Source organism: Larsenimonas salina (assembly GCF_023736155.1).
Classification (GTDB): Bacteria; Pseudomonadota; Gammaproteobacteria; order Pseudomonadales; family Halomonadaceae; genus Larsenimonas; species Larsenimonas salina.
Map to the genome: position 1 here is coordinate 114090 of NZ_JAMLJJ010000003.1, position 17218 is coordinate 131307.

The window sequence follows — 17218 nt, forward strand, 5'->3', positions numbered from 1 at the left end:
CATGGCCATAAAAAAACCCGGCATTGCGCCGGGTTTCAGGGTCTTTGCAGGGTGCGATCAGCCAAGCCGCGCCTTGATCGACGCTTCAAGCCCGTCAGCGTCGAGCCCGCACTCGATCAGAAGCTCCGCAGGCGTACCGTGCTCGATGAACCGATCCGGAATGCCCAACGACAGCAGCGGCGTAGACACGCCCTCTGACGCCAGCAGCTCACCGACGCCGCTGCCGGCGCCGCCACTGACTACGTTTTCCTCGACCGTGACCAGAAGCTCATGCCTGCCGGCGGCATCGAGCACCGCCGTGCGGTCGAGCGGCTTCACGAAGCGCATGTCGATCACCGTCGCATCCAGGCGCTCGGCAACCTCGAGTGCTGGGGTCACCATGCTGCCGAACGCCAACAGCGCCACCCCCGTACCTTCTCGAAGTGTCGCCGCCCGACCGATCTCGATGGTATCGAGCGCCTCGGCAACGACCGCGCCGGGACCCGTGCCGCGCGGATAGCGCACCGCCGCCGGGCCGTCGTAGTGATAGGCCGTGGTCAGCATCTTGCGACACTCGCTCTCATTGGAGGGCGCCATGATCACAAGATCCGGCACACAGCGCAGAAACGACAAATCGAGCGCGCCATGATGGGTCGAGCCGTCCTCACCGACCAGTCCGGCACGGTCGATGGCAAAGGTGACATCGAGGTTCTGAACGGCAACGTCGTGCACCAGTTGATCGTAGCCGCGCTGAAGGAACGTCGAGTAGATCGCAACCACGGGCTTTGCGCCTTCGCACGCCATGCCGGCAGCCAGGGTCACGGCATGCTGCTCGGCGATCGCGACGTCGAAGTAGCGCGCCGGGTAATCCTTCGAGAACTGCACCAGATCGGAGCCTTCCCGCATGGCGGGCGTGATGGCGAGAAGACGCTCATCCACGGCCGCCATATCGCAAAGCCATCGCCCGAACACATTGCAGTACTTCTGCGGTTTGGCGGCGGGTGCCGGCTTGGCGACGCTTGCCGCCGCAGAGGACGCCGGTTCCTTTTCGAGCTTGGTGATGGCGTGGTAGCCGATCGGATCCTGCTCACCCGGTAAAAAGCCACGGCCCTTCTTGGTGACCACGTGCAGAAACTGCGGGCCCTTGCGGTCCTTGAGCGCGTTGAGCGTCTTGACCAGACGCGGCAGGTCGTGCCCATCCACCGGACCGGTGTAATTGAAGCCCATTTCCTCAAACAGCGTCGCCGGGCTGACCATGCCCTTGACGTGCTCTTCAGTGCGCCGGGCGATGTCCAGCGCGCCCGGCAGGTGCGACAGCACGCGCTTACTGCCCTCGCGTACGGCAATATAGGGCTCGCTTGAAAGAATGCGAGACAGGTACGTGGCAATGCCGCCGACGTTTTCGGAAATCGACATTTCGTTGTCGTTGAGCACCACCAGCATGTTCGCGTTGACATGGCCTGCGTGCGCCAGTGCCTCGAACGCCATGCCGGCGGTCAGTGCGCCATCGCCAATGACCGCACAGACCCGGCGCGGATGGTTCTGATTGCGCGCGGCCAGCGCCATGCCGAGCGCGGCGGAAATCGAGGTGCTCGAGTGGCCGACCCCGAAAGTATCGAACTCGGACTCATCGCGTTTGGGAAAGGCCGCCAGCCCGTATTGCTGACGCATGGTGTGCATCACATCGCGCCGGCCGGTCAGAATCTTGTGCGGATACGCCTGATGGCCTACGTCCCAGACGATGCGATCCTCGGGCGTATCGAGGGCGTAATGCAGGGCCGTGGTCAGTTCCACGACGCCAAGGCCCGCCCCGAAGTGACCGCCGCTCACACCGACGGTATACAGGAGATAGGCCCGCAACTCGTCGGCCAGCTGTTTGAGCTGGGTCTCTGAAAAATGGCGCAACGCTTCCGGTGAATCGATGCGATCGAGCAGAGGCGTCAACGGACGCTCGGTCGGAATGGTATCAAACTGCTTCATGGTCAAGTATCAGTGATCGCGTTCAATCATGTAGCGTGCAAGCGCCGCCAGCGGTTCGCCGGCCTCGCCAAACACAGAGAGAGAGTCAAGCGCGTCATCGAGCAGCGCTTGCGCCTTGTCACGGGCGCCATCGAGGCCCAGAAGCGCCGGGTACGTCGGCTTGTCCTTGAGCGCATCGGCCCCTTGGGTCTTGCCGATCACGGCGGTATCGCCGGTGACGTCGAGAATGTCGTCCTGAATCTGGAAGGCAAGTCCGATGGCCTGACCGTAGCGGGTCAGTGCATCGAGCCGGGGATCCCCCGGCGCGCACTCGGCAAGCCCACCCATGATCAGTGCCGCCTCGATCAGCGCACCGGTCTTATGGCGGTGAACCGCCATCAGGTGCTCGAGTGTGACCTTGTGCCCAACCGCGGCCAGATCCAGCGCCTGACCGCCGGCCATGCCGCGTCGGCCGGACGCTTTCGCAAGCGTTTTGATCATCGCGGCGCTGTGCGGGTGGGTCTGTTCGGCCAGCACTTCGAACGCCAGCGTCTGAAGCGCGTCGCCTGCAAGAATCGCACTCGCCTCGTCAAACGCCTTGTGACAGGTTGGCTGCCCCCGACGCAGGTCGTCGTCATCCATCGGGGGCAGATCGTCGTGCACCAATGAATAGGCGTGAATCAACTCGACGGCCGCCGCCGGCGCATCGAGCGTATCGATATCGGCCCCGACCACCTGGCCGGCCGCGTACACAAGTACCGGCCGCAGGCGCTTGCCACTGCCGAGCACGCTGTAGCGCATTGCCTGATCAAGCCGCGCGTCCGGGCACGGGTGCGCGTCCAGATGCGCCGCCAGCACCCGCTCGATGCGGTCGCGCCCATCGCCAATCAACGTTTCAACATGCATTCATCGGCCTCCCTGCCGAGACTCGTCGGCCGAGGGGTCGGCCTGCGTGCGTTCCTTGGTGGCGCTATCGCCAGGGGCGCTATCGCCTTGCTGAGTCAATGTCTGAACCTTGAGTTCGGCCTGGCTCAACCGTTCGCGCGCCGCGCGGGTCAGTCGAACGCCTTCCTCGAAGGCTTCGAGCGAGGACTCAAGGCTGAGCTCCCCGGACTCGAGCCGGTTCACCAGCGTTTCGAGTTCCGAAAGCGTCTCGGCAAATTCCGGCGACGCCTGATCGGGCTCGGGCGATACATCCTGTTCAGCCATGTCTTTTCTCACGCAGCACGGTCGCGATCCATCACGGACCAACGAGTTAAACATTTGTGAGCGCATTATACACACCACAACCGCGATGTCGGTGCGGCCAAGGTGAAAGAGCCTCGCCGCGCGACCTATCGACTGAACTAAAAAGCCCTATCACTGAATCACGGTTCCCTACGCGAAAGACAACGCGCAGAGCTGGTCTCGTCGCATATGACCGCCCCGTCACGCCCGGCACACTCCCAATCCAGCCTATGATAGACTAATGGCCGCGTCGGCCCACTGCCGCTTCGTGCCCTCATGCATCTGCACGCCCGCGGCCGCGGCCGTTCGCCTTACTCCCGTCTTACTGTTACAGGCAATCGTCGGGCTCACCGACTTCAAAGGTAGAAGCGATAATGGCTAAAACGTCCTTGGACAAGAGCAAGATCAAAGTCCTGCTGCTTGAGGGCATCCACCAATCCGCCGTGGACAACTTTCTCAATGCCGGTTACACCAACATCGAACATCTGAAGACCTCGCTGTCGGAAGAAGAACTGATCGAAAAGATCCGCGATGTGCACTTTATCGGTATTCGCTCCCGGACCCAGCTCAACGAACGCGTGATCAACGCCGCCGACAAGCTGGCCGCCATTGGCTGCTTCTGCATCGGAACCAATCAGGTTGACCTGACCGCGGCGCTCAAGCGCGGCGTGCCGGTATTCAATGCCCCTTATTCCAACACGCGCTCCGTGGCGGAACTGGTCATTGCACAGTCCATCATGTTGATGCGCCGCATCCCCGAAAAGAGCGCCAAGGCGCACCGGGGTGGCTGGGACAAGACCGCCAACAACTCCCACGAAGTGCGCAACAAGACGCTCGGCATCGTTGGCTACGGCAGCATCGGCTCACAGCTCTCGGTCATCGCCGAATCGCTTGGCCTGAACGTCATCTATTACGACACGGTCACCAAGCTCGGCATGGGCAATGCCAATCAGGTGGCAAGCCTTGATGAGCTCCTTGAGCGCGCCGACATCGTGACGCTGCACGTGCCGGAGACACCTTCGACCAAGTGGATGATCGGCAAGGCGCAGTTCGCCAAGATGAAAAAGAACGCGGTGTTCATCAACGCCTCCCGCGGCACCACGGTGGTGATCGAAGACCTGGCTGATGCGCTTCGCTCCGAACACCTGCTGGGCGCGGCCGTGGACGTGTTCCCGGTCGAGCCAAAAAGCAACGAGGAAGAGTTCGTCTCGCCCTTGCGCGAATTCGATAACGTCATCCTGACGCCACACGTCGGGGGCTCCACCATGGAAGCGCAGGAAAACATCGGTACCGAGGTGGCGGAGAAACTCACCACCTACTCCGACAACGGCACCACCATCACCTCCGTTAACTTTCCGGAAGTGGCGCTGCCCTCGCACCCAAACAAGCATCGTTTGCTGCACATCCACCAGAACATCCCGGGCGTGCTTTCAAACATCAACCGCGTGCTGTCGGACAACGACATCAATGTTTCCGGTCAGTACCTGCAGACCAACACCGAAGTGGGGTATGTGGTCATCGACGTCGACAAGGCCTACAGCCAGCAGGCCCGCGATGCGATCAAGCAGGTCACCGGCACGCTGAGAACGCGGGTGCTCTATTCCGAGGCCGATTTCAGCTAAGCCCCATCGCTTAGCGGTATCCACTTGAAGCCCGCACCTCGTGCGGGCTTTTTTTACGCAGTCCCTGTCGGCTGTATGTCCGTTTCGGTGGGCCCGCCGTCCTTGAAGCGTCATGCGCGAAAGAACACACTTCCCACCTCAGGCCGGTATTGATGCGGCCGTGAGCGCGCCCCGCGCCGCTTCGAAGTCAGGGGCGGCTTCGCTGCTTGGTCGACCAGATGCTCTTGGCGCCCGCACGCTCTGTTCACACACTCTATCGCCCAGGGAGGGCGCCGAATGACCCGTCACTCACTTCCACCGACCGTTTGGTGGCTGTCGCTGTGTCAGGCGCTGCTCGTCAGCGGCAATATCGTGCTGGTTACCATTACCTCGCTGATTGGCGAGCGCATCGCACCAAGCGTCGGACTTGCCACTCTTCCGGTAGCTATTCAGATGCTGGGATTGACCGCCGCGACACTGCCCGCCGGCTGGCTGACCGCTCGGCTCGGACGCCGTGCGACCTTCGTGATCGGCAACGTATTTGGGCTTCTGGGCATCGCGCTGTGCGCTCAGGCACTGATTCAACAGGGTTTTGTGCTCTTCAATCTGGGCACGTTCCTAATCGGCGCCAGCATCGGCACCGGCATGCTGTACCGCTTCGCGGCGGTCGACGCCGCACCGACGCAGCAGCGGGCCAAGGCGCTGTCGATGGTGATGGGCGGGGGTGTGCTTGCCGCCCTGTTCGGCCCCTGGCTTGCCGTTCAGACCCACGCCCTGCTCGAAACGCCGTTTCTGGGCAGTTTCCTCGGGCTTGCCGTGCTGTACACGATCGCACTGGCGATCATCGTCTGCGTGCCGCTTAGCAACCCGGTGTCGCCGCAACGTGATGCACGTGGACGGCGCACGCGCGACTTGATGCGATTGCCAACGCTCATGAGCGCGATCGTGACGGGCACGCTCGGCTACACGTTGATGGTCTTGATCATGACGGCAACGCCGCTTGCCATGAATCATGCCCAGCTTGATTTTGCCGAAGTCGCCAACGTGATCCGCTGGCATGTGCTGGCGATGTACGCGCCATCGTTCGTGACCGGCCATCTCATCCAGCGCCTTGGGTGTCGCGCGATGATCGCGCTTGGCGGCGTATTGCTGGCTCTGGCCGCCGCCTGTGCTCTTCAGGCGCCGAACGTAAGCGCCTACTACGCGGGCCTGATTCTTTTGGGACTTGGCTGGAATTTTACCTTCGTGACTGCCAGCGCCTGGCTTACTACCACCTACCGCTCGGAGGAAGCACCGCGCGCCCAGGCGCTCAACGACTGCCTGGTGTTCTCGGGAAGCACCCTGGCTTCGCTGGCGGCAGGCCCCGTCAACGAGGCACTCGGGTGGGTGTCGATGAATCTTGTCACGCTGCCGGTCTGCGGACTTATCGTGGTGCTGGCGCTTCGGCGTCGCCACTCGGAGCGCACGTCAGAACCGAGTGGCGCCTGACGAAGGGCCGCCGGCCAACTAGGGTGAGTCGCACACGCCCCATGCGACGAGACCAGGGAGAGACACCATGAAGATCGAGCTCAACGGTAAGCGCGCCATCGTCACAGGCTCCACCGCCGGTATCGGCTACGCCATCGCTCAAGGCCTTGCCGAAGCCGGGGCCGAGGTCACTCTGACCGGGCGAACCCAGGCCCGCGTCGACCAGGCCGTCGATACGCTCAGCCAGGCCACTGGGGCATCGGTCTCCGGCGTGGCCGCAGACCTCGGCACCAAAGCCGGCTGCGACACCCTGATCGAGGCGCGGCCCGAGACCGACATCCTGATCAATAACGTCGGGATCTTCGGCCCGAAGGATTTTTTCGAGACCGATGACGCCACCTGGCAGAGCTTCTTCGACGTCAACATCATGAGTGGCGTGCGCCTGTCGCGGCACTACGCACAGGGGATCTGAGATGGTGCATTACGGCATGACCAAATCGGCGGTTCAGTCTATTTCACGCGGGCTCGCGAGGTCCTTGCCGGCACCAACGTGACCGTCAACGCGATCCTGCCCGGGCCGACCCGCTCCGAAGACGTGGTCGACATGTTGACCGCAATGGCTGAGGAACAGGGCGAGTCATTTTCGGATATCGAGGCGCGGTTTGTTGCCGAAAACCGGCCCTCCTCCATCATCCAGCGACTGGCGACCCCCGAGGAAGTGGCCAACCTGTGCGTGTACGCCGCCTCCGAGCAGGCAAGCGCGACCACTGGCGCCGCGCTCCGGGTGGAAGGCGGTATCGTCGATACCATGGCCTGAGGCGCGCGGCCCACCGTATAAAAAAAACCGGCCCTTGGCCGGTTTTTTTTATATTAGCAGAACGTGCCGTTATCACGCTTATGGAGGTCGCTTCCAGAAAAGCCCCAACAGTGAAGTGCGTAAGACTGAGCTAACTTCCAATAACAATGATTCAAGGCGCGCAATAAGGCGCCTTACAACCAGGAGCCTTGATGGTCTCTACTACCCCCGCTCAGATCGCTGCACGTCTGGAACGTCTGCCCCTGTCGCGTGTGCAACACGGCATGTTCGGCATCATCGCCCTGGCGTTTTTCTTCGACTCGATGGACCTGGCAATGATGACGTTCCTGCTGGGCTCGATCAAAAGCGAGTTTCAACTCTCTTCCACCATGACCGGCCTTCTGGCCAGTACGAGTTTTGTCGGTATGGCGCTCGGCGCGGCGCTGTCGGGGCTACTCGCCGATCGGTTCGGACGAAAACCCATCTTTCAAATCAGCATCGTGGTCTGGGGACTTGCAAGCCTCAGCTGTGCGCTGTCCCCCTCGGTCGAATGGCTGATGATCAGCCGCATCATCCTTGGGTTTGGCATGGGCATGGAGTTTCCGATCGCCCAATCGATGCTGACCGAATTGATCCCGGCGCAAAAACGCGGGCGCTACATGGCGCTGCTCGATGGATTCTGGCCCATCGGGTTTATCACCGCAGGGCTTCTGGCCTGGGGGCTGCTGCCAATGATTGGCTGGCGCGGCATCTTTCTGGCCCTCGCTCTGCCGGCCCTGCTCGTACTCATCGTGCGTCGCAAGCTGCCTGAATCGCCTCGCTGGCTGGCCGAGCACGGCAAGATGGCCGAGGCTGAATGCGTGGTCGATGGCCTCGAGCATCAGGTGCGTGAAGCGCTCAATCTCAAGGAGCTGCCTGAACCGGCACCAAGCAGTGCCGCGGTCAGCCAGCGCTCGCCGTCATTCTGGGAGGCGTTCAGAACGCTTTGGAGCGATCAGTACCGTGGGCGTACCGGCATGGTCTGGGGGCTGTGGTTCTTCGCGCTGCTGGGCTTTTACGGTCTGACCAGCTGGCTCAGTGCCCTGCTGCAAGACTCCGGCTACAGCATCGTCGGCGCGGTCTCCTACACCGTGATGATCTCGCTCGGCGGCATCCCGGGCTTTCTGTCGATGGCGTGGCTTTTAGACAAGTGGGGTCGCAAACCCTGCTGCCTGGTGACGCTTGTGGGCTCTGCCTGCATGGTCTGGGTCTACGGTCAGTGCGCCTCCAATGGCGTTGACCTGATGTGGCTTCTGGCCAGCGGCTTTGTTATGCAGTTCTTTCTGTTTGGCATGTGGGCAGTGCTTTACACCTGGACACCGGAACTCTACCCGACCAGCGCCCGCGCAACCGGCTCCGGTATGGCCTCCGCCATTGGCCGCGTAGGCTCGCTGATCGGGCCGACGGTGGTAGGGTTGGTCATCCCCATTGCAGGTCAGGCAGGGGCGTTCACCCTCGGAGCGGGCTGCTTTCTGACCGCTGGCGTCATCGTATTGCTGTGGGGTAAGGAAACGCGCGGATACGCGTTGGAAAGCATTACCGCCCATTAACCCTGATTCTGAAGCCGATCAAATTGCATTACCCTTTTTTATGGATTGCCGGGCAAGTCCATGAAAGTGAGTGACGTAACTGATACGATGCCTCTCGTACGAACGAGGGGTATCGTACTCCGCCCGTTCATACACGCCATCAATATGGACCGTCGCGAACGCGAAAGTGCCCTGAGAACATCCAACCACCGAATAGCGTCTATGCTATCGGGGAGCAAGGTATTTTCGCGTCTGGCGAATACGCAGTGAGCAAACGATAACGGAGAATATTCTGTGGCTGATAACGATTCCGGTAAAAATCAAGGTGGGGTGGCGCCGCCCGAAGAAGGCGTTCCTGCTCCCGATGGTCGAGCCAATCTGATCGATACCGATTACAAGATTGGCCAAGACAACATCCAGACCAACAAATTTTTCGTCAGCGTAGACATGCACGCCAAGGTGTTCAGTGTCTCCGGCCTTCTTGTCATTGTATTTGTCGTACTGACGTTGGCCCTGCAGGACCAGGTCGGGCCATTGTTCGGCGACCTTCGGTCATGGCTTACGTCCAATCTTTCCTGGTTTTTCATGATCGCCGGCAACATATTCGTTGTCTTGAGCATCGTGCTCATCTTCACGCCTCTCGGCAAGATTCGACTCGGTGGCTCCGATGCCAAGCCGGATCACTCCTATCTGGGCTGGTTCTCGATGCTGTTCGCCGCCGGCATGGGCATCGGCCTGATGTTCTATGGGGTGTCCGGGCCGATCTCGCACTTCACTTCCGCGCAGTCTGGTGGTGAGTGGTCGCCTCTGGGCGTCATGTTCTCAGATCCCGACAAAGCGGCAAGCGCCGGCATGGCCGCCACGATCTTCCACTGGGGCCTGCACCCTTGGGCGATCTACGCCATCGTCGCACTTGCGCTTGCGCTGTTTTCCTTCAATAAGGGCCTGCCTCTGACCATGCGCTCAATTCTTTACCCGGTTCTGGGTGAGCGCGTTTGGGGGTGGCCTGGCCATATCGTCGATATACTGGCGGTCTTTTCGACCCTGTTTGGTCTTGCCACCTCACTCGGGCTTGGCGCCGAGCAGGCAACGGCAGGCCTTCACTTCTTGTTCAACGTGCCCAACACCGACGTGACCAAGGTGATCCTGATCTGTGCGATTACCTGCGTTGCCCTGTGTTCGATCGTGGCAGGTCTTGATGGCGGCGTGAAGCGCCTGTCGGAAATCAACATGTTCCTGGCGCTGTTACTATTGCTATTCGTACTGTTCACCGGCCCGACCATGGAGCTGTTCGGCGGGTTCTTCACCAACCTCGTCGAGTACGGCAAGGATCTACCGGGCCTGTCAAACCCCTTCGGGCGTGAGGACACCGGCTTCATGGAAGGCTGGACTGCCTTCTACTGGGCATGGTGGATCAGCTGGTCTCCGTTCGTCGGCATGTTCATCGCACGCGTCAGCCGTGGCCGTACGGTCCGTGAATTCCTGACCGCCGTATTGATCGTTCCGACCATCATCAGCGTGATCTGGATGACCGTTTTCGGTGGTACTGCCATCGAGCAGGTTGCAAGCGGCCTCAACGCGGTTGCCGATGCAACGCTCGAGCTGAAACTGTTCGTCATGCTTCAGGATCTGCCGCTGACCACGATCACCTCACTGATCGGTATCACGCTGGTCATCGTGTTCTTCGTGACCTCGTCGGACTCCGGCTCGCTGGTCATTGACTCCATCACTGCAGGAGGCAAGCTCGATGCGCCCGTGATTCAGCGTATCTTCTGGGCGGTTATCGAAGGCGCTGTCGCCATTGCCCTGCTACTGGGTGGCGGTCTGACCGCACTTCAGGCCGCGGTGGTCTCTACCGGTTTCCCGTTCACGATCATCCTGCTGATCGCGTGTGTTGCGATCGTCAAGGGTCTTCGCTCGGAGCCAAAGGCCGTCTGATCACGGACAGCCATGCACTAAAAAAGGCGACCGCAAGGTCGCCTTTTTTATTTCCGTTTACCGCCTGCAAAATGCCCGATCCAGAACGCGTCGTTAGCTCCAGAGCGTCTTGAGCGGCGTTTCCGGGCTATAGTGGGTAAGCACTTGTGCCTGCAGAAGCTCAGCAGTCGAGAGTGCGTCGGTCAGCGCGTGATGGCCCTGATAGGCCGGCAGGTTGTATCTGAGCCGGCTTTCGTGGAGTCGAATTGACGCCGGCGGGCGCCCCATGAGCCGTCGGATCCACACCCAGCGCCGTCGCCGGTGACGCCTTGCTTCCAGTGACATGGTATCGATCAGCGGAAACACCGCGCCCTCGCCAAGACGCTCGCGAATCGCGCCGTCCAAAAAGGGACGTTCGACGTGGCGATAATGCACCACCGGTAACCGACCCTTCATCACCGAAAGCACTTCCCCGAGCACATCGCCCAGATCAGGCGCGCCATCGATCTCGCTGTGCGTGATGTGGTGAAACGTCACCGACTCATTGCTCAACTGACGCCTCGGCGCCACCACCCAGTAGCGGCTTTCCTTCATCGGAATACGCGAGAGCGTGAATGGCACCAGACCAATACTTACGATGTCATGACGTCCCGCATCAAGACCGGTCGTCTCCAAATCAAACCCCACCATCGGCGTCTCGCCGATTGGCCGGTCGGGATCAAGCCGCATCTCGTGGAAAAACTGCTTGAGCATCGGGTGGCGAACGCGCTTGGCCCGGTCTTCTAGGTAATCCGGCCAGTTCGGCCGTTGACGCGACTTCCAGTGCGGCAACCTCATGTCGAACGCCCCTTGCGCTTGCGCTCGGCGTCCGGCGGCATCGGGTAGCGAAACGCCAGAAAGCGCTGCGCGTTGTTGAGCACTTCAAATGCCTCTTTCAAATGATGACGCTCACGGCTCGAAACTTTATCCGGCATGACGTTGTTGTCCGGTTCCTGATCGGTTTCGATGTCCATCGCCTGGTGGCGAATGCGTACCATCGACAGGAACTCGAACGCGTAGCGCAGCTTGTCGTTAACGCCTTCGGCCAGAAGCTGAGTCTTGTTAATGTCGTCCAGGCGCAGGAAGGTGTTCTGGGCCTTGGAGCCACAGGCAAGCGCATGTACTCGGACCAGATCGACCAGCGGCGCGGTGCCGCGGCGCTTGATGTTGATGGAGTTCTTGTGCTCGCCATCCTTTTCGACCACAAACGTTCGGAAGAACCCGAGCGGGGGCGTGCGTCCGAGCGCGTTGCGGGCCATAGCCGCCAGAAAAAGTGGCCGGTGCGGCGCGCGCTCGGCAATCAGTTCCTGCAGCGGCTCGACCAGTCGATTCTCGCCATAGACACAGGTCAGATCGAAGAAGATGTTGCTGTGAAGCAGGTGCTCGGGCTTAGGGTCATCCATCCAGTCGTTGAAGTACGACTTCCAGACCGACAGCGGCTGACGCCAGCGCGGGTTGCTTGCCATGATGCCGCCCTTACAGCGCGCATAGCCGCACGCGGCCATACCCTCGCGGACGAATACCGCCAACTGCTCGAAGTAACGATCGTGGGTGTCGAAGTCGAACGCATCATCAACCACCAGCGCATGGTCCTGGTCGGCGTTGATGGTCGGCTCGTCTCGGGCCATGGAGCCAAGCACCATGAACGCGTACGGCACCGGAGGTGCACCGAGCTCCTCTTCGCCCAGCTCAAGTAGACGCCTTATGATACTGCGCCCAATCGTTGCAAGCGCCCGACCGATCATCTCTGAATTGGCGCCATCGTTGACCAGCCGAACGAAGGACTGGCGTACCTCGCTGCTTAAGCGGGCGAGCCCGTCCACACTGGCCTGATGGTAGATGTTGCTGACCAGATAGAGGCTGCTGTGGGTTTCGTAGCGCACGATGTCTGAGAGCTGCACGATGCCCATCGGTCGCCGCCGATACAGCACCGGCAGGTGCTGCACGTTGTTTCGAAGCATCGTCAGCATGGCCTCGTACACCGACTCATCCGACTGCACCGTGACCAGCCGGGTCGACATGACCTCGCCCACGGGCGTTTGGGGGTCGATACCATCGGCCACCACACGCGTGCAGCAATCGCGGTCGGTCAACATGCCGACCAGATGCCAGTAGTGCTCGTCCTGTCCCTCGAAGGTGGTCGCGTCCATATCGGTGGTCGGGTCGATCACCAGAAGCGACGTCGTGCTGTATTCGCGCATTTGCTGGGCGGCGGTCTGAAGCGGCGTGGTGCTTTCAACCATCACCGGGCGGCGAACCACCAGGCGACGAACGCGCGTGGTCAACAGACTGCTTTCACGGTGGTACTGCTCGACCCGGGTTTTGAGCCGCCGGCCGCCGGCCTCAACGAACTCGGAAAAATCGTCGTCTTCGTCGCACAGCTCCTGAATCAGCGCCTTGGGGAAGAAATAGATCAGCGAGTCTTCAAGCGTATGTGCGCTGTAGCGCGCAGGTCGCCCTCTGAGCATATCTACATAGCCGAAGATGTCGCCCTCCTCGAGCCGATTGAACAGATGGCCACTGCGCCGTTTGACCTCGACAGCACCGCTTCGGATATAGCGCAGCTCCGTGAGCTCTTCCCCGGTCTCGAACAGCGTCGATCCAGCCGGAAAGTACTGAATTTCGACCTCGGTGGCCAAGCGGTCGAGCCACTCATCGGCAAGATCTTCAAAAGGGGCAAATTGCGAGAGGTGCTCGCGACTTTCCAACTGCTCGATACTCATAGGACCGCCTCTGCGCTGTCATCATTGTAAGGCTTTGCCGGGCTGAAAAAGAGGTAAGGATATGCATCTTAGGGTGCCACCGGCACGGGTGCAGATCGATGCAACACCTTAAACGCCACTAACAAAATCAGGGGCCCGAAGGCCCCTGAAAACGTATCACACTCGATACACCGTGCTGCAGTCATTGTGGGCTGCAGCAACAGTTGTTTAGTGCTTGCTGGAATCCGTGACGTTGTCGACGGCGTCCTTGACGTTGCCTTTCGCTTTCTTGGCATCGCCCTTGGAGCTCTGGGCTTCGCCCTCGGCCTGGGTCTCGTGATCGTCGGTTGCCTTGCCAAGCGCTTCTTTCGCTTTGCCGGTTGCCTTGTCGATCATGCCTTCGGCTTTATCCGTTTTGGAATCTTTCATGACTCACCTCCATTGTGGTGTCTAAATCGGTACGTCAATGAGCGTGCCGATCATTCTGCTGCGCGCTTGCGGCAGATGCTTATAGCGTAGAAGTCATGTGCGCGCTCAGCCAAGAATCTTTAGTCACATGGTTAATAAAATCGTGACACCGCAGGCGCTCATCGCGTGCGCCGGCAGCGCTCGGAGCAGTAGATGACGTTCTCCCAGTCCTTTGCCCATTTCTTGCGCCAGGCAAAGGGCCGACCACAGACCGGGCAGGTCTTGGTCGGCAGGTTGGGCTTTTTGTGCGCCATCGGCGTCAGCGCTTGAAGAAGTTCGTATTGACCAGATCAAGCACGTCGTCCATGCGTCCGTTGAGCATCGCCTTGGTGGAATAAAGCGCGGTGGAGGCAATTTGACCCGGCTCGATCTTCGGCGGCATCACAAGCTCCATCCGGTTGACCTTCACATCCAAAATACCCGGGCCGTCGTGATCGAGAAGCTCACGCATCGCGCCATCAAGGTCGTGCTTGTGTTCGACCTTTTTGCCCCACAGCCCGACCGCGCGGGCAACTTCACCGAAATCCGGGTTTTCAAGGTCGGTGAACGCATCCAAAAGCCCCTCGACCTTCTGCTCGATCTCGACAAAGCCCAGCGAGCTATTGTTGAACACCACCAGCTTCACCGGCAGCTTCAACTGCTTGAGCGTCAATAGATCCCCCATCAGCATGCTCATGCCGCCATCACCACACATCGCAATGACTTCGCGCCCCGGATAGGCCGCCTGCACACCAAGCGCCTGGGGATAGGCGTTGGCCATGGTGCCGTGCACCAGACTCGACAGCGTCCGCCGCTTGCCGTTGACCTCGATATGACGCAGCAGCCACACCATGGGGCTGCCGCCGTCGGCGGTGAACACCGCGTCTTCGCTCGCATTGCGGTTGATCGCAAGCGCCAGCTCCTGCGGATGAATCAGCTCGTCGTCTTTCGAGGTGTGGGTCGCGTGGGCGCGGGACTTCTTGTAGGTCTCGCGGCACTTTTCGAGCCAGTGCGTATCCGGTTTTTCGTCCACCATCATCGCAAGCGCCTGACAGGTATCGCGCACCGTGCCGACCAGGCCGATGTCGACCGGGTGACGCTTGCCGATCTGCTCGGCATTGATATCGACCTGAATGATGGTGGCCTTGTCGGGATAGAACTGGGTCCAGGCAAAGTTGCACCCAAGCAGCAGCAGCACGTCGCAATCGGCCACGGCGTGGTAGCCGCCTTCCAGACCGAATACGCCGGTCATGCCGACCTCGAACGGGTTGTCGTATTCGATGAAATCCTTGGCGCGGGACGTCCAGGCCACCGGCGCATTGAGCTTGGCCGCCAGCGCCAGCACGTCGTCACGGGCGTGCTCACAGCCAAAGCCTGCGTAGATCGAGATTTTCTTGCCGGCCTTGATCGCCTCCAGCACCGGTACGAACTCTTCGGCGCTCGGGCGGATGATCGGATTAAAGCGCTGGGCGCGGTAGGGAAGGTCGTTCTCGGGCGTTTGCGTGAAGAGGTCCCCCGGCACGATCAAGACCGCAACGCCCCGGGAATTGAGCGCAGCCTGCGCCGCCATCGCCGCCATGCGCCGGGCCTGGTTGGGGTTGGTCAGCGTCTCGCAGAACACGCTGTACTGTTCATAGATCGGTTTTTGATCCACATCCTGCGGAAAGCCGACGCCGGCCTCGCTGGTCGGAATCTGTGAGGCAATGAACACCACCGGTGCATTGCTTCGATGCGCGTCAAACAGGCCATTGACGAAATGCAGGCTACCCGGCCCACAGGTTCCGGCGCACAGCGACAGTTCGCCAGTGATCATCGATTCCCCGCCGGCGGCAAATCCACCGACCTCCTCGTGGCGAACATGCACCCACTCAAGCTCTGCGCGACGCATCGCGTCGGTCAGCTGATTGATGGTATCCCCCACCACGCCGTAACAGCGCTTCGCCCCGGCATCCATCAGGGTTTCGGTGATGATTTCGGCCACATTCTGGCTCATGATACGACTCCTTTCGCGTCACTCGATGTCCCTGGCTAAGACCAAGGTCTGTGGCTAAAGGTAGTTGGCATCACAGATAAGCCCAAACTTAAGACAAGCGCGATGCGATACTCCAGGCGCTACATGTGCGCAAGCTTCCAAAAAAGGCGGAATCGACCATGGCCGCACTGTCTTTGAAAACACTGTCTTTGAAAACACTGTCTTTGAAAAAACTGCCCCTGAAAACGCTGGCCCGAAAGATGCTGGCCGCTGTGGTGGTTACCGCGGTTGCGGCGCTCGCCCTGGCACTCTCGGCCCCGAAAACCCCGTTTGCCGACCAACTGGTGCGGGTGTCGGTCCACCAGGCGCTGCCGCCGGACATCGCTCGCGCGCTCGATTCGGAAAGCCAGGCGCTGAACCGTCTCTTTCTGGCCTACAGCAGCGACGAAGCCCTGACGCTTGCCGCCCGCCGCGCCATGCTCAAGCACCCACAGATGGCCCCCTCGGTGCTGATCGAACACGGCCTCGACCCCGACTTCCAACGCGCGCTTGACCGCCTTGGCGCGGATACGGTGGTGCCGGTGCATTACTTCGAAACCAACGACCTGCCACTGGTCAACGCCCAGCTCTGGGCCGCCGACAAGGCAGAGACCTGGTCGACGTCGCTTATGAGCTGGTGGGAAGACGACGCCGACACGGACACTCTTTCCCCGAACGTGCCCGAGTCTGCGCATGAATCTGAATCTGAATCTGAGCCTCAGTCTGCGCGCACCTCGGACGAGAGCGCACCGGTCTCGCCCACGGCGCGGGCAACGCTTGCAATCGCACTGCTGAACCGTCAGGGCTACCGCTTTCTGGATCAGTTCGTGGTCGATAAAAACGGCGCGGCGCACTGGCTTCAGGGGGAGCGCACCCTGAGCGTACTGTCGGACTTCTTTACCGGCGGGCTTCGAGGGCTCGAGCGCAAGGCCCAAAGCGATCACGCCATCGGGGGCTGGGACATCGCCTCGGCCGGGCTCGACGTCCTGGTGATCGCAAGCACCGTCAAGGCCGTTCGCGCCGGCGCCGCCCTTCGCGCCGAACGGGCAGGCCAGAGCGCACGCGCAACGACTGCCGTCGAGCGCCGAGCGCTCCTTGCCGGCGCAGCGCGCGGTGTGGCCGGCTCACGCACCGCGCGCTGGCTGGTGTATGGCAGTACCGCGTGGTTGGTCGTCACCCACCCCTCTCTTATAAGCGCGCTCGGCACCAGCCTGGCAATACTGACCGGCCTGCCCGCCTGGTTCGTGCAGGCTCTTGTGTGGCTTTTGGTGCTTTGGCCCGTTTTATGGTTATTGGCGCTCGCCTTGCGTCCGCTTATGGCCTTGGCGCACGGGGTACGCCGCGCCTGAACCTCACCTTTTAAAAAACGCAAGAAAAGTGCAAGCAGCCTTCCCAATTCTTGCACATACGTGTAATGATAAGGATTGTCATTAACATTAGTTAATCAAAATTATAACTATTAACGAGGCGCGTTCGTTTACGCCCCGCCACTATAAAAAGGAAGA

At 60.7% G+C, this 17218-nt stretch carries 13 protein-coding genes and 1 pseudogene; 6 read left to right on the top strand and 8 right to left on the bottom strand.

Annotated elements, in window-relative coordinates:
• Positions 1–57 precede the first annotated feature (57 nt).
• From dxs to NAT23_RS07655, 3 genes are read right to left on the bottom strand one after another with little or no spacing between them, the layout of a single operon-like run.
• Positions 58–1959, bottom strand: a complete 1902-nt coding sequence (dxs, locus tag NAT23_RS07645; RefSeq protein WP_251926969.1) for a 1-deoxy-D-xylulose-5-phosphate synthase — start codon at positions 1957–1959, stop codon at positions 58–60.
• A 9-nt stretch (positions 1960–1968) separates the two neighbouring features.
• Positions 1969–2844, bottom strand: coding sequence for a (2E,6E)-farnesyl diphosphate synthase (ispA, locus tag NAT23_RS07650; protein WP_251926971.1), 876 nt, complete (start codon positions 2842–2844; stop codon positions 1969–1971).
• Positions 2845–3147 carry an exodeoxyribonuclease VII small subunit gene (locus NAT23_RS07655; protein ID WP_251926973.1) on the bottom strand — a complete coding sequence of 101 codons (303 nt, stop codon included), beginning with the start codon at positions 3145–3147 and terminating at the stop codon, positions 2845–2847.
• A gap of 392 nt (positions 3148–3539) precedes the next feature.
• Here NAT23_RS07655 and serA point away from each other — a divergent pair, with 392 nt between their 5' ends.
• From serA to NAT23_RS07680, 5 genes and pseudogenes are all read left to right on the top strand, one after another.
• On the top strand, positions 3540–4787 hold the full coding sequence (gene serA, locus NAT23_RS07660; RefSeq protein ID WP_251593138.1) for a phosphoglycerate dehydrogenase: 1248 nt from the start codon (positions 3540–3542) through the stop codon (positions 4785–4787).
• A gap of 276 nt (positions 4788–5063) precedes the next feature.
• Positions 5064–6254, top strand: a complete 1191-nt coding sequence (locus NAT23_RS07665; RefSeq protein WP_251926975.1) for an MFS transporter — start codon at positions 5064–5066, stop codon at positions 6252–6254.
• Positions 6255–6321: 67 nt separating this feature from the next.
• Positions 6322–7050, top strand: a pseudogene (locus NAT23_RS07670) (SDR family NAD(P)-dependent oxidoreductase).
• Positions 7051–7241: 191 nt separating this feature from the next.
• A complete protein-coding gene (locus NAT23_RS07675) occupies positions 7242–8618 on the top strand; it encodes an MFS transporter (protein ID WP_251926977.1) in 1377 nt (458 codons plus the stop codon).
• Between the two features lie 273 nt (positions 8619–8891).
• Positions 8892–10535, top strand: coding sequence for a BCCT family transporter (locus NAT23_RS07680; RefSeq protein WP_251926979.1), 1644 nt, complete (start codon positions 8892–8894; stop codon positions 10533–10535).
• A gap of 93 nt (positions 10536–10628) precedes the next feature.
• Here the strand turns inward: NAT23_RS07680 and NAT23_RS07685 are convergent, their stop codons facing one another.
• The 5 genes from NAT23_RS07685 to NAT23_RS07705 form a co-directional block, all read right to left on the bottom strand.
• A complete protein-coding gene (locus NAT23_RS07685) occupies positions 10629–11351 on the bottom strand; it encodes a 3'-5' exonuclease (RefSeq protein ID WP_251926980.1) in 723 nt (240 codons plus the stop codon).
• Positions 11348–13276, bottom strand: coding sequence for a putative nucleotidyltransferase substrate binding domain-containing protein (locus tag NAT23_RS07690; RefSeq protein WP_251926982.1), 1929 nt, complete (start codon positions 13274–13276; stop codon positions 11348–11350). The genes NAT23_RS07685 and NAT23_RS07690 overlap by 4 nt, the downstream gene beginning before the upstream one ends.
• Positions 13277–13483: 207 nt before the next feature.
• Positions 13484–13684 carry a CsbD family protein gene (locus NAT23_RS07695; protein ID WP_251926985.1) on the bottom strand — a complete coding sequence of 67 codons (201 nt, stop codon included), beginning with the start codon at positions 13682–13684 and terminating at the stop codon, positions 13484–13486.
• Positions 13685–13842: 158 nt separating this feature from the next.
• Complete coding sequence (locus NAT23_RS07700; protein ID WP_251926987.1) at positions 13843–13977, bottom strand: DUF2256 domain-containing protein; 135 nt, start codon at positions 13975–13977, stop codon at positions 13843–13845.
• A gap of 5 nt (positions 13978–13982) precedes the next feature.
• Positions 13983–15695 (bottom strand): thiamine pyrophosphate-dependent enzyme, encoded by a 1713-nt coding sequence (locus NAT23_RS07705; protein WP_251927000.1) that lies wholly within the window; start codon positions 15693–15695, stop codon positions 13983–13985.
• Between the two features lie 158 nt (positions 15696–15853).
• Here NAT23_RS07705 and NAT23_RS07710 point away from each other — a divergent pair, with 158 nt between their 5' ends.
• Positions 15854–17062: a hypothetical protein gene (locus NAT23_RS07710; RefSeq protein ID WP_251927001.1), complete on the top strand. Its 1209-nt coding sequence runs from the start codon at positions 15854–15856 to the stop codon at positions 17060–17062.
• Positions 17063–17218: the final 156 nt, after the last annotated feature.